This window comes from Parajatrophihabitans canadensis (genome assembly GCF_053764775.1).
Map to the genome: position 1 here is coordinate 2,661,160 of NZ_CM132445.1, position 19,123 is coordinate 2,680,282.

16 protein-coding genes are annotated in these 19,123 nt (G+C 62.9%); 12 read left to right on the plus strand and 4 right to left on the minus strand.

The genetic code is table 11. The annotated features are described in order from the left end of the window. Window positions 1–50: 50 nt before the first annotated feature. The 5 genes from ACSMXN_RS12960 to ACSMXN_RS12980 all read left to right on the plus strand — a co-directional run bounded on the left by ACSMXN_RS12960 (window position 51) and on the right by ACSMXN_RS12980 (window position 4,807). Window positions 51–764 (plus strand): lysophospholipid acyltransferase family protein, encoded by a 714-nt coding sequence (locus ACSMXN_RS12960; protein ID WP_196811140.1) that lies wholly within the window; start codon window positions 51–53, stop codon window positions 762–764. A gap of 152 nt (window positions 765–916) precedes the next feature. Next, entirely contained in the window at window positions 917–2,020 is a 1,104-nt protein-coding gene (locus ACSMXN_RS12965) for an ABC transporter ATP-binding protein (RefSeq protein ID WP_081648924.1), read from the plus strand. Next, the gene (locus ACSMXN_RS12970; protein WP_022911880.1) at window positions 2,017–2,775 is read left to right on the plus strand and encodes an ABC transporter permease; all 759 of its coding nucleotides are present in this window, start codon (window positions 2,017–2,019) and stop codon (window positions 2,773–2,775) included. The genes ACSMXN_RS12965 and ACSMXN_RS12970 overlap by 4 nt, the downstream gene beginning before the upstream one ends. Then, window positions 2,766–3,803 (plus strand): COX15/CtaA family protein, encoded by a 1,038-nt coding sequence (locus ACSMXN_RS12975; RefSeq protein ID WP_022911881.1) that lies wholly within the window; start codon window positions 2,766–2,768, stop codon window positions 3,801–3,803. Before ACSMXN_RS12970 ends, ACSMXN_RS12975 begins: the two co-directional genes overlap by 10 nt. Continuing rightward, window positions 3,803–4,807 (plus strand): LLM class flavin-dependent oxidoreductase, encoded by a 1,005-nt coding sequence (locus ACSMXN_RS12980; protein WP_022911882.1) that lies wholly within the window; start codon window positions 3,803–3,805, stop codon window positions 4,805–4,807. The genes ACSMXN_RS12975 and ACSMXN_RS12980 overlap by 1 nt, the downstream gene beginning before the upstream one ends. A gap of 29 nt (window positions 4,808–4,836) precedes the next feature. On the opposite strand, the gene ACSMXN_RS12985 is transcribed toward ACSMXN_RS12980, so the two are convergent. Genes ACSMXN_RS12985 through ACSMXN_RS12995 form a run of 3 tightly spaced genes read right to left on the minus strand, consistent with a single transcriptional unit; the run spans window position 4,837 to window position 7,786 of the window. Beyond that, window positions 4,837–5,559, minus strand: a complete 723-nt coding sequence (locus ACSMXN_RS12985; RefSeq protein ID WP_196811141.1) for an LmeA family phospholipid-binding protein — start codon at window positions 5,557–5,559, stop codon at window positions 4,837–4,839. Then, entirely contained in the window at window positions 5,556–6,902 is a 1,347-nt protein-coding gene (locus ACSMXN_RS12990) for a DUF445 domain-containing protein (RefSeq protein WP_022911884.1), read from the minus strand. Before ACSMXN_RS12990 ends, ACSMXN_RS12985 begins: the two co-directional genes overlap by 4 nt. Before the next feature lie 8 nt (window positions 6,903–6,910). After that, the gene (locus ACSMXN_RS12995; protein ID WP_022911885.1) at window positions 6,911–7,786 is read right to left on the minus strand and encodes a hypothetical protein; all 876 of its coding nucleotides are present in this window, start codon (window positions 7,784–7,786) and stop codon (window positions 6,911–6,913) included. Between the two features lie 144 nt (window positions 7,787–7,930). On the opposite strand from ACSMXN_RS12995, the gene ACSMXN_RS13000 reads away from it, so the two are divergent. After that, window positions 7,931–9,187 carry a hypothetical protein gene (locus tag ACSMXN_RS13000; protein ID WP_022911886.1) on the plus strand — a complete coding sequence of 419 codons (1,257 nt, stop codon included), beginning with the start codon at window positions 7,931–7,933 and terminating at the stop codon, window positions 9,185–9,187. 75 nt (window positions 9,188–9,262) lie between these two features. Here the strand turns inward: ACSMXN_RS13000 and ACSMXN_RS13005 are convergent, their stop codons facing one another. Continuing rightward, on the minus strand, window positions 9,263–10,201 hold the full coding sequence (locus ACSMXN_RS13005) for a heme o synthase (protein ID WP_022911887.1): 939 nt from the start codon (window positions 10,199–10,201) through the stop codon (window positions 9,263–9,265). Window positions 10,202–10,515: 314 nt separating this feature from the next. Here ACSMXN_RS13005 and tkt point away from each other — a divergent pair, with 314 nt between their 5' ends. The 6 genes from tkt to ACSMXN_RS13035 all read left to right on the plus strand — a co-directional run bounded on the left by tkt (window position 10,516) and on the right by ACSMXN_RS13035 (window position 19,090). Next, window positions 10,516–12,615, plus strand: a complete 2,100-nt coding sequence (tkt, locus tag ACSMXN_RS13010; protein ID WP_027139072.1) for a transketolase — start codon at window positions 10,516–10,518, stop codon at window positions 12,613–12,615. Window positions 12,616–12,689: 74 nt separating this feature from the next. Beyond that, window positions 12,690–13,802 (plus strand): transaldolase, encoded by a 1,113-nt coding sequence (gene tal, locus ACSMXN_RS13015; protein ID WP_022911889.1) that lies wholly within the window; start codon window positions 12,690–12,692, stop codon window positions 13,800–13,802. A 167-nt stretch (window positions 13,803–13,969) separates the two neighbouring features. After that, the gene (zwf, locus tag ACSMXN_RS13020) at window positions 13,970–15,493 is read left to right on the plus strand and encodes a glucose-6-phosphate dehydrogenase (protein ID WP_027139073.1); all 1,524 of its coding nucleotides are present in this window, start codon (window positions 13,970–13,972) and stop codon (window positions 15,491–15,493) included. Between the two features lie 37 nt (window positions 15,494–15,530). Beyond that, a complete protein-coding gene (locus tag ACSMXN_RS13025; RefSeq protein WP_022911891.1) occupies window positions 15,531–16,505 on the plus strand; it encodes a glucose-6-phosphate dehydrogenase assembly protein OpcA in 975 nt (324 codons plus the stop codon). Window positions 16,506–16,514: 9 nt separating this feature from the next. Beyond that, window positions 16,515–17,282: a 6-phosphogluconolactonase gene (gene pgl, locus ACSMXN_RS13030; RefSeq protein ID WP_022911892.1), complete on the plus strand. Its 768-nt coding sequence runs from the start codon at window positions 16,515–16,517 to the stop codon at window positions 17,280–17,282. A 176-nt stretch (window positions 17,283–17,458) separates the two neighbouring features. Further along, complete coding sequence (locus ACSMXN_RS13035) at window positions 17,459–19,090, plus strand: hypothetical protein (RefSeq protein WP_155958264.1); 1,632 nt, start codon at window positions 17,459–17,461, stop codon at window positions 19,088–19,090. Window positions 19,091–19,123 lie beyond the last annotated feature (33 nt).

Sequence of the window (19,123 nt, forward strand, 5' to 3'; positions counted from 1 at the left end):
ACACCAGTATGACCTATTTCCCGCGACGATCCCAGCCGGGGTCGCAGTCCGTGCCTGAGGCCCGTGGCTCGCTGTGCAGTAAGTTCACTGCCGTGCTCTATCGGGTCGCAGAACTCACCGTGTCTCCGCTCCTGCGCACGTACTTCCGACCCCAGGTTTTCGGTCAGCACAACGTCCCACGTACTGGAGCTGCGATTCTGGCCGCGAATCATTTGTCGGCCGCCGACGAAGTATTCACGCCGATGACCGCCGGTCGACAGGTGCTCTATTTCGCCAAAGCTGAGTATTTCAGCGGCACGAACGTTCGCGGTCGGCTGACCGCTGCATTGTTCCGCGAATTCGGGCATGTGCCGGTCGAGCGGTCAGACCCACGTGCGGCTGCGTCAACCATTGATGTCGGCGCCGAGCTGCTTCTCGCCGGCAAGGCCTTGGGCATCTTTCCCGAAGGCACCCGGTCGCCGGACGGACGGCTGCACAAATTCCGCACTGGCGTGGCCAGACTGGCCCTACGCACGGGGGCCCCCGTAATTCCGGTCGGTTTGGTGGGAACTGACCGGGTTCTTATCCAAGGCGATCGCTACTGGCACCGCGCACCCGTCGAGGTTCGATACGGCACTCCGCTGGATTTTTCGGGCCGGAGCGATCAGGAACGTTCCGCTCGGGTGTTGCGCGAGGTTGCCGAGACTATCCGGGCGGCCGTGCAGGACCTATCGGGTCAGGATTACGTCAACGCCTACGGCAGCGCCGTGAAGGCCACTGGATAACAACCGCTATCAAGCGCGTGCCGACTGCGCTCGTGCGATCGGGGTGTCAGCTTTTCCGAAATCGGTCGCTGCGGTGCCGATCGGTGTTTGCCAAATCACCGAATGCTGACAGCGGGGCACACGACGCTGGAGAGGGTACCTAGACTCGGAGCGTGTCTGTGCCCGCCGTCGAGGTCCGCGATCTCGTCAAACGCTACGGCCAGCGTGCGGCGATCGATGGAATCTCGCTGACCGTGCCCCGTGGCCAGCTCCTGGCGCTTCTTGGTACAAACGGCGCTGGCAAGACGACCACGATCGAGATCTGTGAGGGCTTTCGTCATGCCGACGCAGGCTCGGTTCGGGTACTTGGCCTCGACCCGATACGTGACGCGCGTTCCTTGAGACCGCAGGTCGGGGTCATGCTCCAGGACGGCGTCGGCGGCTACACCGGCGCCCGCGCCTTGGAGCTGCTCGAGCTGTTCGCCAGCTACGCTGCAAACCCGATTTCAGCTCGGGCGCTTTTGGAGCGAGTCGGTCTGGCCGAAGCGGCGAACCGTCCTGTGAAGCGGCTCTCTGGAGGCCAACAACAGCGGCTGTCTCTGGCCATGGCGCTAGTCGGTCGGCCCGAGTTGCTGTTCCTGGACGAGCCCACGACAGGCATGGATCCTCAGGCTCGCCGTACGACGTGGGCGCTCATCCGCGAGTTGCAGGCGGACGGGGTGAGTGTGGTGCTGACAACGCACTATCTCGACGAGGCAGAAGAACTGGCTGACAATGTGATCGTCTTGAACGACGGTCAGATCGTCGCCGAAGGCACACCGTCGGAGCTCGTTCGGTCGGACTCGAGTGGAAAGATCCGGTTCTCGGCGCCACACGGTCTGGCGATCGCCGATCTTCAGGGCGCACTCCCCGATGGTGCCGTCGTCACCGAGACATCCGGGTCGACAACGACAGGTTCGTCCGGCCATCCTGCGACACGGTACGGCGACTACCTCGTAGAAGCACCGGTGACTCCACAGCTATTAGCGGCCGTCACAGCATGGTGCGCCGATCACGAAGTACTGGCGGAGGGGCTGACCGTCGAGCGCCGCCGGCTCGAGGACGTCTTCCTCAGCCTGACCGAAGCGAGCGAGCAGCCACCGGCGCCAGTCGACGTGACGAGGGCAACGGACGAGCAGCCTGCCGCGCAGACTCCCGGCCGAGACGGAACCAACGCTGCCGCCGAGCCCGGTGCTGCAGCCCGCTCATCAGGACGCACCGTCGGACCGCGCGCATGATGACCTTCGCGCCCGCTTCGGGAGCCGCGCCCACTCGCCGAATGCTCGCTGCGCAGACGCAAATGGAACTCAAACTGCTTCTGCGAAACGGGGAGCAGGTCGGTCTGACCCTCGTCATCCCGTTGCTGTTGGAGTTCTTCTTCAACCTTCCGATGCTCTACACGCTTGATGGTCGGCGGATCGACTTCATCGTGCCGTCGATCCTGGCTTTGGCGGTTATGAGCGCGTCGTTCACCGGCTTGGCCATCGGCACCGGCTTCGAACGCAAGTACGCAGTCCTGAAGCGACTGGGTGCAACCGCACTCCCCCGTCACATTCTGCTGCTCGGCAAGACGTGTGCAGTACTCATCCTGCAAATTCTGCAGGCGGCGTTGATCTGCGCCTTTGGGCTCATTCTGGGGTGGCACCCGTCGGGCAATCCACTGTGGGCAGCGTTGTTGATCGTCCTGGGGACTTTCGCGTTCGGTGGACTGGGACTGCTGCTGGCAGGAACCATGCGCGCCGAAGTGACCCTGGCGGCGGCGAACCTGATCTGGCTTGTTCTGCTTTTCGGCGGTGGCATAGCGATTCCGCTCAGCAGATATCCAACAGCGGCGGCCGATGTGCTGCGCTGGCTTCCTTCCGCGGCGTTGTCCGACGGGCTCCATCAGGTACTTCAGCACGGCGGCGGCGTGCCAGTGCGCGCGCTTTTAACGCTGCTCGTCTGGGCCGGCCTGGCGTTGCCGGCCGCGGCGCGGTGGTTCAAATGGGAGTAGCGGCCGCCCTCGAGCGCGGACCGGCAACCAAATTGAGCCGGCTGCGGGGGCGCCTTCGCGCGACGCTCACCCTCAGACGCCTTGCGTTGACATCGATAGTCGTGAACGTGATCATCGTGGTCACCGGCGGCGCGGTCCGACTCACGCAGTCCGGCCTCGGTTGTCCGACGTTCCCGTCCTGTGGCGACGGCTCGTTGATTCCAACCCGCCGCTTCGGCGTCAACGGTGTCATCGAGTTCACAAACCGCCAGCTCACCTTCGTCGTCGTGGCGGTAGTCCTGGCCACCCTCATCGTGGCGGTGCTCGATCACCGTGAGATACGACTGGCAGTTCTGCTCGCCGCAAGTATTCCGGCGCAGGCCTTGCTTGGCGGTCTTACCGTTCTGACACACCTCAATCCTTGGCTGGTTGCGTGTCATTTCCTGCTGTCGATGGCGATCATCGCGATTGCTCATACCCTGTGGTGGCGGGTGAGCGAACGTTCGAGCGAGTCAGTGACTCACGCGATGCGTCATGCCGCGCTGGCCGTTACGGCCTTGACCGTAGCGGTGCTCGCGCTCGGGACAGTCGTTACGGGGAGTGGACCGCACGCCGGCGATGCCGACTCCAGCGGCAAGGTGCATCGAACGGGCCTAGACGTCGGATCGATGAGTCAGCTTCATGCCGACGTCGTGATGCTTCTGATCGGAGTCACCGTTGGATTCGTGCTGCTAGCACGCAGCGCCGGAGCACCTGCGAGCCTGCGACGTGCCGCGGCCATCCTGCTTGGTGTCGAGTTAGCTCAGGGGCTGATCGGCTTCGTCCAGTACTTCACGCACATTCCGGCCATCCTGGTCGGCTTTCACATGCTTGGAGCCTGTCTGGTATGGCTCGCCGCACTCCGGGTGCTGTCCTTGACGTCGCGAACCTCATCTGTCGGCAGTTCAAACGAAGACGGGCCGATCGGACAGCAATCGATGCACGCGTCGCAATCCACTCCCGCAGGTGCGGTCGGAAGATCTGACGCCAAGCCACCGTTGTCGGTGTAGTGAAGAATCTTCCGCTTTCCGTTCTGGACCTCGCCCCTGTCGACTCCGCCCGCGATACCTATCAGGCACTGCAGTTCACTACTGAACTCGCCCGACGTGTCGAGACGTTCGGCTATCGTCGTTTCTGGGTCGCCGAACATCACAACATGCCGGCCATAGCGTCCTCCACGCCCGCGGTACTCATCGCGCACCTCGCGGCTTCGACGTCTTCGATCAGAGTCGGTTCTGGAGGCGTCATGCTGCCCAATCACGCGCCGTTGGTGATTGCTGAACAGTTCGGCACACTCGCCTCCTTGCATCCAGGGCGAATCGACCTCGGTATCGGCCGCGCGCCCGGTACCGATCAGCGCACCGCGTTTGCCCTTCGCCGGACGATGGAGGGACTCTCAGCCGAGGACTTTCCGAATGAGTTGGCTGATCTGATCGCCATGCTGGCCGGAGATCCGCAGCGATTGGCCGCTGTTCCCACACCTGCCGAACTCCCGCAAGTCTGGCTGCTCGGATCCAGCGGATTCAGCGCCCAGTTGGCCGGCTTGCTCGGCTTACCGTTTTCGTTTGCTCACCACTTCTCCGCAGCCAATACCGAGCCGGCCCTCGACCTTTATCGGCGATCCTTTAGGGCGTCGCAGTGGTTGGACGCGCCGCACACCATGATCGCCGTGAACGTCACCTGCGCAGACACCGCGGCTCATGCCGAAGAACTCGCGCGGCCCGGCTGGTTGTCCTTCCTGCGGCTGCGCACCGGGCGGCCGATTCCGTTACTGACCGTGGCCGAGGCTGCCGCCTACGAATTCAGTGCCGCCGAACTGGATTTTGTGGCCGAGCGCAGGCTTGGGCAAGCCATCGGCGATCCGGAAACCGTTGATGAGCAATTGACAGCTCTCGTCAACCGCACTGCCGTCGACGAACTCATGGTGACAAGCCAGATCTATGAGATAGCCGATCGGGTGCGGTCCTTCGAACTGGTCGCCAAGCTGGCCGATGCGCTGCCGATCCCGAGTTAAGAGGTCGATCTGAGCCTGGGAGGACTCCGCTACTTCAGGGTGAGATCCGTCGCGCTCAGATCGAAAGTCAACCCCGACTCGTTCGCCGTGACCATGTCTACCTTCAGCCCGGACGGCAACCCAGCGAGCGGTACTGGCTTGCTCAGCAGCTGCAGGAACACATCGGTCAGTTGCTGTGGCAAGCCAGCACCTGCAACGTCTGCAGTCACAGACGTGAAATCAAGCGTATTGCCGCCTGACACTGTCACCAGCGCGCTCACCGAACCACTCACCGATTGACCCAGGATGGTGAGCGTCTTTGTGGCCTTGACCTTGCCAGCTCCGCCATAGGCGAGCGTCACGCCAGTTGCCGTGGACAGGTCCGGGTAGCTGATTTTCGCCACACCCGTCGCGGCATCCGTGGTAGCAGTGCTGAAGTCAGGTGAGGGTTTGACGTTGTGTAGATCGACCTCGATAGTGCTCAATCGCACCGTGCGGCCTTGCCCAACGAGCGTCAGCCCCGTGGCCTTGATCTGCACATGTCGAAACCGATGTGCAATGAGCTGCGTCAGGAAGGGAAATCCCTTGATTTTGACGGATGGCCGCTCGGACAGGCTCTGACTGTGCTGAAACTTCGCCGCCACTCGATTTTGAGCGATCAGACAGGCCCCTCGATCGACCAGCAAAACTAGTAAGGCCAACGCCACGAGCCCGATGGCTAAACGACGAGGCGTGGAAGTGCGGGACCGCGTAGACGCGGGTGGCCAGCTCACAACAATCTGCTCAAGGAGTAGATGACCAATCCAACGATCGAGCCGACCACTGTGCCGTTGATCCGGATGAACTGAAGATCGCGTCCGACCTGTAGTTCGAGCCGACGCGACGTGGACTCGGCGTCCCAACGCGAAACAGTATGGGTGATCACACCAGTGATCTCGCCCGCATAGTGAGAGAGCAGATGGTCCATCACCGCCAACACCCATTGGTTGCACTTTGCTTGTAATGCGGCGTCGTCACGCAGCGCCACGCCAGTCTGACGGATGACCGATGCACCGACCCGTCGTAGTTCCGAATCCGGGTCCGCTGCCGCTTCGAGGACTGCGCGTTTGAACGGCAGCCACAGCGAGGCGAGGGCATTGCGCACAGCTGGATGATCAAGTAACTCGGTCTTCCACTTCTCTAGGCCGGCCGCGGCGTCAGGATCTGTGCGCAACTCCTCGGCATAGTCACGCAGTCGCTGGTCGAATTGCTTTCTAAGCGCATGTTGCGGATCGGCGGCCACATCTGCCAGAAACGTCTGGACGCCGTTGAAGAGTCGGTTGAACAGTCTTTCGTCGACCCATTCCGGAACCCATTCCGGCGATTCCTCGGAGACACGCTGCCGGAAGACCTCGCGATTCTCTTGCAGAAACCGGGCGAGACCATGCAGGCCGTGACCCAGCAGGATCTGATGCTGGTTCCCTTCAACCGCGAGGTCGAGAACCCGGGCCACGATCGGCGCGGCGGGTAACCGGCGTAGTTGCGCGTCCGCGAAGTGCGCGATTGCATCGCGGATGTCGTCATCCGCGAGCACGGTGTTCGCGCCCGCAACCAGGTTGCCGATCTCACCCGCCAACTGCTCCGGGCGCCCGCTGGAGGAGAGCCAATCGCCGACCCGCCGCGGAATCTCAGCCGCGACGACCCGCGGGCCTACGATCTCCGGCGTCAGGAAGTTCTGTTCGACGAAATCACCAAGGCTCTCGCCGATTTGGTCCTTCTTTCGCGGAATGATCGCCGTGTGCGGGATCGGCAGACCGAGCGGGTGTCGAAACAGCGCGGTCACCGCGAACCAGTCAGCGAGGCCACCGACCATGGCAGCTTCGCTGGTTGCCTGTATGTAGGGCCAGGCACCATGCCCATCGCCAACGGTCCGGCAGACGATGAAGACTATGGCAGCCAGCACCAACGCGCCGGTTGCGATGATCTTCATCCGGCGCAAGGCACGCAGACGCGCTATATCTGCTGGCCCGAGCGCCGACCCCGTTCTGGTGCCCGGAAAGCCCGGCGTTGCGAATGAGGAGCTTTCCGCTGTTACCTCGAGCGCATTGGCTGGACCGCGATCATGGGGAATTGACATCTGGCCCGCTAACGCAATCGCCGGACGATGGCGTCTGCAAGACGATCGGCAGCATGCGTGCTGAAATCGAGGAAGAGCGACGGTTCGGTGAGCTCCGCCTCGATGAGGACGGGGCCAGCGCTACTGGGAAGCAGATCTATTCGTGCATAGAGCAGCGGGCCATCGGGCGTCAGGTGCGCGAGCAGCTGATCCCCCACTTCGAGTTCGGCCTGGGTCGGGGTGCGCGCTGAGATGTTCTCCGCAAGGAACAAGGCCTGGTCATCCACCGCTGAACCGGCGCCCCGTTCGAGCATTGGCCCCTTCCGGATCGAATGGCTGAACTCACCGTCGAGGTAGATGAGGGCCGTCTCGCCGTCCTCGTCTACTTGTTCAAGATATGGCTGGATGAGCAAGGACCGGCCGGCGGCGTGCAGCTGGTCGGCGTGCGCGAGGGCCCTGTCCCGTTCGCTCGAAGAAGCGGCGTCGAAGCGGCCGGCACCACGCGAGCCGGCACCGACCGACGGCTTGACGACGAACTGGCCGCTCGCGGGCAGATCGATTGGCTCGCCCGGCGCCACGAAGGTCGTCGGCACCACGGGCAAACCGGCAGCGGCCAGAGCGTGTAAATAGCGCTTGTCACTGTTCGCGGCGAGCACCGAAGCCGGATTCTGTAGGTTCGGTACTTTCGGTAGCCACCGCAGGAACTCCGCGCGCCGGTTGGTGTAGTCCCATGTCGATCTGACGACGGTCATGTCAAAACAGTTCCAGCGGACGGCCGGATCTGACCAAGCCACCACGTCGGTGACCAAGCCGCGGCTTGCCAGTGCGTCGAGGAGCGCAAAGTCGCCAGAATCTCCCCGCGGCAGCAATTCGTCGCAGGTGGCAATGGCGATCTGGGGGGTCACGTCCAAATCCTACGGTGATCTGGCGAGCGCCTTGAGCAGTCCGACTACTCTCGACTGGTTGGTTCGAGTCCGGGCCCTACTGCAAATCGGCCCGGACCAGTGCTGAGTTGGGCAGTTTCGATAGATTGGAATCGGAGGAATTGGGTGGGACGGCGAGGGGCTGGCGGCCGCGACACCCGATCAGCTCACACTGGTGGCGTTGACGGTCGGCTGCACCGCAAAGGCAGCCTAGGACGCCTCGCCATTCGTGTTCTGGCCATTCGTCTTCTCGCCGTTCTGGTGGTAGGCGTACTCGGCCTGGCCGCATGGCAAGTCGTGTCCGCTGGTTACTCCAAGTCACGACCGAACTCGATCGGCAGGAGCGGGCAGCCGGAATCCGGAGGAGATTCGGGGACCGATAAAGCGCCCACGCGTGCCGTCGGCGACGTATTGACAAAGGCCTCGGCCATTTCGTCGCCGATCGCACGAGCGTCTGCCGACGCCGTGCTCACGGGGCGTACCACCGGTGTCCGGTTGCTGAGTTATGGGTTCGTGCAGGACTACCAGGTCGGTAAACAGTTGTATTCGGCCCCGGTTGGCAAGCAGCTGATCGCCTTCTCCGTCACACCGAGCGCGGGTGAGGTCGCTTCCGATGAAGCGACGGACAAGATTGCGGGTCACGACTCGAGCGGAGTCGCTTCGGGCACGCCAGACGGTGCCCCGATCTCGTCTGCGGCGCCGGACGGGCCGCCGGATGCGGTGCCTGACCTTTCGATTCGGGTGGGCAACACCGAGCGCGGCCCGTTGGTGATCACCGACGAATACCTCGTGGTGGCGGTGCCGGCGAATTCCGGCACGAACGCCGGTACCAACGCCGGTACTGTAGCGACCAATGTTGATCTCGTACTCACTGACAGCGGCGTTCGGCAGAGCATTTCGCTGATCACAGGCAAGCACAATGCAGATTGCCTTGCCATCTCGATGCGGACCCACCGGGCGGCCGTGGTCGGGCTGTCCCGAGGCGTCAACGTCAAGGTCACAGAGCCCAGCGGTGCTCTGGGCATGACAAGCGGCACCATGACGGTCCGAACGGCATCCCTGTCGTACTGGGCGGCGGATCTGACGCACCCCGACAGCCCACGGTCGGCCTTCCTGCACGTCTCAGCGATCGTGAAACTTGCCGGCGATCCGGCCGGCTACGGTGCCGAGCCCGGCCTGCTCTGGTTGAGGTTGCCGGACGGGTCGACCGTGGGTGCGACCAATGGCGCGGCCGATCCTTCCAAGGATGTCGACGACATCTTCGAGGTGCCCGCGAACCTGAGCACGGCAACCCTCGTGTACGCGGGCTCCGAAAAGGCAGACAAGGGCGCACTCACGGTCGTGACACCCGTAACGGTGCCGATATCGATTCCCGTCGGTTGAGCTTGGTTCGGTTCATCTCCGGCCGCCTGAGCAGGGCCGCCGAGTAGAGGCTGAGAACAGGTGGTGCGAACAGTCTCAGCGGATGAAGGTGTCGACCGCGACGGCCACGAACACCAGCGCGAGGTAGCTGTTGGACCAGTGGAAGAGTCGCATCGGCTTGCCCGGCTCGCCCCGACTCGTCGCCGCGTACAGCCGATGAGCTTCGACGAGCAGAGCTGCCCCCGCGACGCCTGCAACCACCCCGTAGAACCAGCCAGTAGCCAACGGCCAGAGCACCAGTGAGGTAGCCACGGTCAACCATGAATACGCGACGATCTGGCGCGCAACCTGCAAGGGAGTGGCGACCACCGGCAACATCGGAACGTTGGCGCGTGCGTAATCGTCGCGGTAACGGATCGCCAGTGCCCAGAAATGCGGAGGTGTCCAGAAAAATACGATCATGAACAGCACGACCGGCGCCCAGGCCAGCGACTGAGTCACGGCCGCCCAGCCGATCAGGACAGGCATGCACCCCGCGGCGCCGCCCCAGACGATGTTCTGCGAAGTTCGCCTCTTGAGCACCATCGTGTAGACGATCACGTAGAACGCGATCGCCAACAGAGTCAAGCCCGCTGCGAGCCAGTTGGTGGCCAATCCCATCAAGCCAACCGCTACGACCCCGAGCAACACACCAAAGATCAATGCGCCAGTCGGGGACACCTCATGCTTGGCCAGTGGCCTATGGCCAGTACGTCTCATCACCGCGTCGATATCACGATCGACGAAACAGTTGAGGGCGTTGGCGCTTCCGGCAGCGAGCGTGCCACCTACCATCGTCGCGACCACGACCTGCCATTTCGGCAAGCCGCCGGCGGCGAGCACCATCGCCGGCAGAGTCGTGACGAGTAGCAGTTCGATGATGCGTGGCTTCGTTAGCGCCACGTAGCCGCGGACGGTCGCAGCGACGGAATGGGGAGGACGCGCTGGCTGACCAAGCGTGGTCGAGGCCACCGTTGGCCCAGCGGTCTGCGTCACCTGATCAGGGTAACGCCAGGGCGAACAGCGGCCGTACACACAGCCACCTGCGGTGACAAGCCTCGCATCTCTGCCCTTCAGCTGAGAAACTTGACGTGGTCGCTGCCAGCCCGACGGCCACCAGTTTCGTGCCTGCGAACCGACCGATCGGACCTGCCAATCTGTGGCGAAGGCGCGCGCCTGGGGCCGGACAAATGGATGCCAACCCGGACGCGTAATAGAAGTGAAAGAGATTAGGCTCGTGCTTGATAGAGCCCGGAACGTCCGCAGATCAGGAGAGGCACGTGTCTCAGACCACCGACGGCCTTGCAGAAATTGTTCAGAACCATCCCAAATGGTGGACGGACCTCGATTCCAAGGCGGTGGACACCGCTCGGCTGTTGGCGGCCGACGCCGTACAGAAGGTCGGCAACGGCCATCCTGGCACAGCCATGAGCCTTGCACCCCTGGCGTACCTGCTCTTCCAGAAGGTAATGCGCCACGATCCCTCTGACCCGAACTGGGTGGCACGAGACCGCTTCGTTCTATCCAACGGGCATTCCTCACTGACTCTCTACTGCCAGTTGTATCTCAACGGCTACGGCCTGGAGCTCGAAGATTTGCGGTCGTTGAGAACGTGGGGCTCGTTGACGCCGGGCCACCCCGAACATGGCCACACGATCGGAGTCGAGACAACGACCGGTCCGCTTGGCCAGGGCGTCGGCAATGGCGTCGGCATGGCCATGGCTGCGCGGCGCGAGCGCGGTCTCTTCGACCCCGACGCCGCTCCAGGTGAGTCGGTTTTCGACCATCACATCTTCGTCATCGCAGGCGATGGGTGCCTAGAAGAAGGCATTTCCGGCGAGGCCTCCAGCCTGGCGGGACATCAGCAGCTGGGCAATCTGATTCTGCTTTGGGACGACAACCACATCTCCATCGAGGACGACACCAACGTCGCCTTCTCCGAGAACGTCATCAAGCGCTACGAGGCCTACGGCTGGCACACCCAATACGTCGACTCCGGTGAGGACGTCGACGCGTTGGAGAAGGCGATTGCCAAAGCGAAGGCGGAAACGGGCCGACCGTCCTTCATAGCGGTGCGAACCATAATCGGCTGGCCTGCTCCGACCAAGCAGAACACCGGCAAGGCGCACGGATCAGCGCTCGGCGACGACGAAGTTCGCGCGACGAAAGAGATCTTGGGCTTCAACCCGGATGTCACGTTCGCGGTGTCGGACGAGGTACTGACCCACGCCCGCGCAGTCGTCGACCGAGGTCGCGCGGTACATGCCGACTGGCAACCGAGATTCGACGCGTGGGCCGCGGCGAACCCGGATCGCAAAGCCATCTTCGACCGCATGGCGACTCGGACACTTCCGGACGGCTGGAGCGATCACCTACCGCAGTTCCCCGCGGACAAGGATGGCAAGCCGAACGCTCTGGCCACCCGCGCCGCGTCAGGCAAAGTCCTCACCGCACTGGCGCCGGTCCTGCCTGAACTCTGGGGCGGCTCGGCCGACCTCGCGGAAAGCAACAACACCACGATGGAGGGCGAGCCAAGCTTCATCCCCGCCGAGCATCAGACGAAGATTTGGGCCGGCGGCCCGTACGGGCGCACCCTGCACTTCGGTATCCGCGAACATGCCATGGGATCGATCATGAATGGCATCACGTTGCACGGAGGCACCCGCGTCTACGGCGGCACGTTCTTGGTCTTCAGCGATTACATGCGACCACCCGTGCGGCTCGCGGCAATCATGAAGTTGCCGGTTACCTACGTGTGGACCCACGACTCGATAGGGCTCGGCGAAGACGGACCAACCCATCAGCCGATCGAACAGCTCGCTGCTCTGCGTGCGATTCCGGGCCTCGACGTCGTAAGGCCTGCCGATGCCAATGAGACGGCCGTGGTGTGGAAGACCGTGTTGGAGCACACCGATCGCCCAGCTGGCCTGGCACTGTCCAGGCAGAACCTGCCTGTTCTCGAAGCCGCGAAGGTCGTCGACGCAGCCAAGGGTGGCTACATCCTCGAGGAAGCCTCATCTGGCTTGGCAAAGGTGATTCTGATTGCTACCGGATCGGAGGTTTCTCTCGCGCTGACCGCGCGTGAGCGACTCGAGGCCGAAGGCACGCCGACGCGGGTGGTGTCCATGCCGTGCATTGAGTGGTTCCACGAACAGGATCGCTCATACCAACAGCACGTGCTGCCTCCAGCGGTTAAAGCTCGCGTGAGCGTCGAAGCCGCCGTTCCACAAGGCTGGCGCGAGATCGTGGGAGACGCGGGCGAGATCGTCGCGATCAATCATTTCGGCGCCAGCGCCAACGCGTCGGTGCTGTTCGAGCAGTTTGGTTTCACGCCTGATCGAGTCGTAGCTGCCGCGCATGCCAGCTTGGAGCGAGTAGGCGAGATCACGGGCACGACGACCGGGACCTGATCGCAGTTCTCTCGAGCTAGCGAATCCGCGCCCACGAACCGCGCTCATTCATCGTCATCAAAGGAGCAAACCCCATGAGCACTCCCGCTGCGGACCTCTCGGCCCAGGGTGTATCGATCTGGTTGGACGACATCAGCCGTGAGCGTTTGACCACCGGCAACCTGAAAGATCTGGCCGAGACGAAGAACGTCGTCGGAGTAACCAGCAACCCCTCGATCTTTCAGAAGGCCTTGGAGTTGGGCGACGCGTACAACGATCAGCTACACGACCTGATCCAGCGCGACATCAAGCTCGAGGAGGCCGTCCGGCTGATTACCTCTTATGACATCCGTTGGGCCTGTGATGTTCTCAGACACGTGTACGAGACGACCCAGGGTCAAGACGGTCGCGTCTCGATCGAGGTCGACCCTCGGATCGCGCACCAGACCGAGCGCACCACGGCCGAAGCAAAGGCCCTGTGGTGGTTGGTGGATCGCCCCAACGTCATGATCAAGATTCCGGCGACGCTCGCCGGTCTGCCATCGATTACGGCAGCTACCGCCGCAGGCGTGAGCGTCAACATCACTCTGATCTTTTCCATCGAGCGTTACCTGCAGGTGATTGACGCATATCTGACCGGCCTCGAGCAGGCGCGGACAGCAGGAATAGACCTGTCGACGATTCGTTCGGTCGCCTCGTTCTTCGTTTCGCGCGTAGACACTGAGATCGACAAGCGACTCGACAAGATCGGCACCGACGAGGCCAAGGCCGTGCGCGGCAAGGCCGGAATTGCGAACGCGCGGCTGGCCTATGAGGCCTTTGAGAAGGCCTTCTCGGGTGAGCGTTGGGAATCCCTCGCTTCCGACGGCGCCCACCTGCAACGACCGCTGTGGGCCTCGACTGGCGTCAAAGACCCAGCGTACGAGGACACGATGTACGTCACCGAGTTGGTCGCGCCCAACACAGTGAACACAATGCCCGAGGCAACCCTCAACGCCCTCATCGACCACGGCGTCATCGACGGTCCAACCGCCAACACTGGCTACGACGAAGCCCGCAAGGTCTTTTCGGACCTGTCCGAGCTCGGAATTGAAATCGACGACGTCACTGAACTGCTCGAAACCGAAGGCGTGCAGAAGTTCATGGACGCCTGGTCCGTCCTGCTTGAGGGTGTGCAACGTCAGTTGGATGCTGAAGCCGCGAAGTGAGCGAAGTGCACGCCGAAGAAACAATGTCGTCGGATAATGCGCACTCGGAGCAGTCGGCCGGCCCGCCGCCGGATGCCGACCTGATGAGTCAGCAAGGAGACATCGTGACGCTGAGCCAGGATCCGCCGCATGCCATCAGTGCGGGCTCGGGACCGAAACTATCCCCGATGCAACGGCTGAACCCGTTACGAGACCCGGGTGACCGACGGCTGCCGCGGGTGCCCGAGCCGTGTGCGCTCGTAGTCTTCGGGGTCACCGGTGACCTTTCGCGCAAGAAATTGCTGCCGGCGATCTACGACCTTGCCAATCGAGGTCTGTTACCGGCGGACTTCGTCCTGCTCGGCTTCGCCCGCCGAGATTGGGGCGATGGCGAATTCGAGGCGCTCGCGAAGAAAGCAGCCAAGGAGCACGCCCGCACGGACTGGAGTGAGGAGGTGTGGTCAAGGCTGTCGGGTGACATCAAGTTCGTTGCCGGATCGTTCGACGACGACGCCGCATTCGACGAACTCGCGACCACCCTCGACGACTTGCGTTCCAGCCATGGCATCAAGGGAAACGCCGCCTTCTATCTGTCGATCCCGCCACTGTTGTTTCCAACTGTCCTCAAGCAGATGGAACGAACCAAGATGGCCGACAACTCCGCCTCAGGCGGCTGGCGGCGAGTCGTCGTCGAGAAGCCTTTCGGCCACGATCTCGAATCCGCGAAAGAACTCAACGCCCTGGTCGACGACGTCTTCACGGCACAGGATGTGTTCCGCATCGATCACTACCTGGGCAAGGAGACCGTCCAGAACCTGATGGCCTTGCGCTTTGCCAACCAGTTGTTCGAGCCCGTCTGGAATGCCAACTACGTCGACTCGGTGCAGATAACGATGGCTGAAGACGTCGGCATCGCGGGCCGAGCGGCGTTCTACGATGCGACCGGTGCGGCGCGAGACGTCCTGCAGAATCACCTACTGCAATTGCTCGCGCTCACCGCGATGGAGGAACCAGTCGAATTCACCGCTGAGGCAATTCGAACCGAGAAGCTCAAAGTGCTGCGGGCTATCACGCTGCCGACCGATCTGAATCGCTATGCAGTCCGAGGGCAGTATGACCAGGGATGGTTGGCGGGCGAGCGGGTACGTGCCTACCGGGGTGAGCAGGACGTGCCGCCAGACTCCAACACCGAAAGCTATGCCGCAGTGCGCCTCGGCATCGATACCCGTCGGTGGGCCGGTGTGCCGTTCTACTTGCGGACCGGAAAGCGGTTGCCAAGGCGAGTCACCGAAATCGCCGTGCTTTTCAAGAAGGCTCCGCACCTCCCATTCAGTCATACCGACACCGAAGAGCTCGGGCACAACCAGTTGGTGATCAGAGTTCAGCCTGACGAAGGGGTCACCTTGAAGTTCGGTTCAAAAGTGCCCGGTTCGATGATGGAAGTGCGAGACGTCGCCATGGATTTCCTCTACGGCGAGGCCTTCACCGAATCGAGCCCGGAAGCTTATGAGCGCCTCATCCTCGACGTCATGCTGGGTGATGCAACGCTCTTCCCGCGTAACGAGGAAGTCGAATCATCCTGGCGAGTGATCGACCCGCTCGAGGAGTTCTGGCTTACGCGCCCACCAGAGCTGTATCGCGCCGGCGAGTGGGGACCCAAACTGGCCGACGAGATGCTCGGTGGCGACGGACGAGCCTGGCGACGGCCATGATCGCGACTGCTGCGCATAGTTTGACGGGAGACTTACGGTGACAACTCTTTGGGACACAACCGGTACCGCAGTCGTCCAGGCGCTGGCTGCAGAGCGGCGATCGGGTGGAGCTGTCACCAGCGGTCTGGCATTGACCTTGGTCGTGGTCCTCGAAGAAAAGGACACCGCCGACGTCGAGGCGGCCGTGGCAACCGCCGCTGCGCGACACCCGATGCGAGTCATCATGGTGCTGCGACACAACATCGAGGCGCCGGTGCCACGTCTGGATGCGGAGGTGTCGATCGGGGGGCGGCACGGCCCTGGCGAATCGGTGGTGTTGCGTATGTTCGGACGCCTGGCTCTGCATGCTGAATCGGTCACTCTGCCGCTGCTGGCTCCGGATGCCCCTGTTGTTGCGTGGTGGTACTCCGAGACTCCGGAGATAATTGCGCACGACCCGCTCGGGGTTTTCGCAGACAGACGAATTACCAATGTAATTCGCGATTCCGATCCGGCCGCATCCCTGCAACAACGAGCACGAGACTATGCACCTGGCGATACTGACCTGACGTGGACGGTCATCACGCCTTGGCGGGCAGCCTTGGCCTCTGCATTCGATACGGCGTCCTCCCCCGCACGATCAGTCATCGTCAAGGGCAATCCGGTGGATCCATCCGCTCAACTGCTCGCTGGCTGGCTGTCGTCCAGGCTCGGCATCTACGTGCCGGTCGAGAAGGCGGAAGGCAAGTACATCTCGTCGGTCACAGTCGATTTCGAGGATGGCCACAACGTCCAGATGACAAACGAGGGGTACAAGCTGCTCATGCGGCGGCCGGGGCTCCTGGACACCATCCAGCCCTTCCCGCAGCGCACGACCGGCGACATGCTCGCTGAGGAATTGCGGCGGCTGGATTCTGATTCGCCCTACGGTGAAGCGCTCGGCGCGGTATCGGGGCAGACCGGACTGAATGATCGCCCGGCTGTTCGCACGCACATCTGGCATGACCCGGCCCTGGCCGCTCAGGAAGGCTGATCACTGCTGATGGCAGCAAAACCCGAACTGGTAGTTGAGCAAAGTGCGGACGAGCTCGCCTCGGACGTAGCCAGACGCACGCTGGCGACCTTAGGGCAGGCGCAGCGCGCACACGGCCGGGCGGCGCTCGTGCTGACGGCGGGTTCGATCATGGAGTCGGTCTGGCGTCAACTTGCCTCCTCGTCTGAAAGTGCCACCGTCGATTGGTCGAAGGTAGACGTTTTCTGGGGTGATGAACGGTACGTGCCTGCGGATTCTCCTGACCGCAATGATCTTCCTGCCGCCAAGATTCTGTTCGAACATGCACCGTTTTCGATGGCACGCCTGTTCTCGATGCCTGCCAGCGACGGCACCTTCGGGCCAGATCTCGACGCCGCGGCTGCGTTCTACGCAGCTGAGCTTGCCGAGGCCCGCCGCCCGGACGATCAGGACGACGTACCGAGCTTCGACGTTGTGCTTCTGGGCGTTGGCCCAGATGGACACTGCGCATCCTTGTTCCCGGAGCACCCAGGCGTGTACGACGAGTCGAGCTCTGTCATCGCCGTGCGTAATTCGCCGAAGCCGCCGCCGAACCGTATCTCTCTGAGCTTCAAAGGGTTGAACGCGGCTCGCGAGATTTGGGTGGTTGCGTCGGGCACTGGCAAGGCGGACGCGGTGGCGTCGGCTCTCGGCGGCGCCGGACGATCCAAGGTCCCATCCGCCGGCGCCCTCGGTACCGATCGAACGCTCTGGCTTGTCGATCTCGAAGCGGCTAGCAAGCTTCCCGGTCAGCGGTAGAGCCCGACGCCGATTGAGGAATTGCCTGCGTTCGGCAGGCGAAGCTAGCTGTCCGATGTGCACGAAAACTCTGCTCTGTCGTATTTCACAGCAAATCGTTTACCACCACACATTCGATTCGAACCCTGCCATCAGCTGGCGTCGGCACTCTGGTCACGACGACGGAAGGGGTGTGGGTGCAAGGCCAGGGACGCCGGTCACGCCGGCCATTAGGGTGGTTCGGGCTGGCGACGGTGCTCGCGACAGTGCTGCTCGTCGCCTTCGGCATCTCGCCGGCTATGGCGTCGGGGCCCGCGCCGGCGGCGGTTACTGGTCGTCAGGCCAGCTCGATCGCCTCCGATGCTCAGGCCGCGGCCGACGTCGCAACGACGGCAGGCTATCGAACCGGTATCGCTGTCCTTGACCTACAGACAGGTGACTACACCGGTGCAGGCGACGACAGCGGCGAGTTTGCCAGCGAGTCCGTCGCGAAGGTGCTGATCGCGACCGAGCTGCTGTTGACCGGGCAGATGACCGGCGCGACGGAGTCCACCGCTTATCAGATGATCACAGAGTCAGATGATGACGATGCCGATTCGCTGTACGGGCTAGCGGGCGGAGACAACGTACTTGAGGACGTGTCGGAGCACTACAACATCCCTTTTCTGGGGTCGGCGCCCAAAGAGGCCGGTTGGTGGGGCAACACCGAGATCACCGCAAAAGGCATGGTCTCCCTCTACGCTGCGGTGGCCAAAGATCCGGTGGTCGGACCCTGGCTGATCAATGCGATGGCGCACACGACCGAATACGGTGCTGATGGCACCGATCAGTTCTTCGGGATTGCCTCAGCAACGACCGGCGCGGCGATCAAGCAAGGCTGGGGCGACGACGGCAATGATTCGCCGAACGCCGTCTTCAATTCCACCGGCTACGTCGACAACAACCAGTTCGCGGTCGCGATCCTTACTGACGGTGACGCGTCGACATATGGGCAACCAATCAGTTCGATGGTGACCGCCGAAGCTCAGGCGCTCATGCCCGACGGGCAGTTGGATGACTCAGCCGCGCACGAACCCACAATCGCCGGCGTGAGGGCAACTGCGACCGGTAGCACGGTCCACATCACGGGTTCGGCGTCAGACGTCGATGATGCGAGCGGTTCGCTGACGGTGGACGTTCGCGAGGCCGGGCCGCCGGATGCTGGCGCGGCCACGAGCGCGGTTGCCTCCGTCGTGGCATCCGGCGCCACCAACGCGGCGAGTCACAGCTTCGACCTCGCGTTTCCCGCTGCAGACGGTGAACACAGCTACGAGGTAACGGCCGTGAACGTCGGCGCGGGATCTGGCGACGCGACGACTACCACCACGCCTCTCAAGGTAGATGGCGATCCGAGCGGCAAAGTCAGCACAGTCGCGGGCGAGGACGGCGGGGTCCGCATAGAGGGGATCGAGACCGACCCAAATCTGGGAGGGGGCGTCGCACCTCGGATCCGGGTGGTCGTAGATGGTGGGCGCCCGGATGTGATGTCCGCTCCCCCCAGCCCGGCCCCAACGGACCGAGGTTATGAGCTCACCGTGCCGGCGCAGCCCGGAGCTCACGAGGTGGCGATCACCTATCTGCACTCCGGCGACGGCAGGGATGTCGCTGAAGGAACATGGCAAGTAACGGTTGCCGCGACCGCTGCCGACAATGGGAGCGACGTACCTGCCAACCTCGCTCGCGCCTGGGAGAACTACGAAGTCGCTGCCCTGGTCTTGCTCGTGCTGGGTGGCTGTCTACTCGGACGAGTCGTCCGTCGTCGGAGGCTCGCGATGCAAGCCAGAGAGTAGGAGCCCCCGGATCGGCGCTGCCGGCCGCGAACG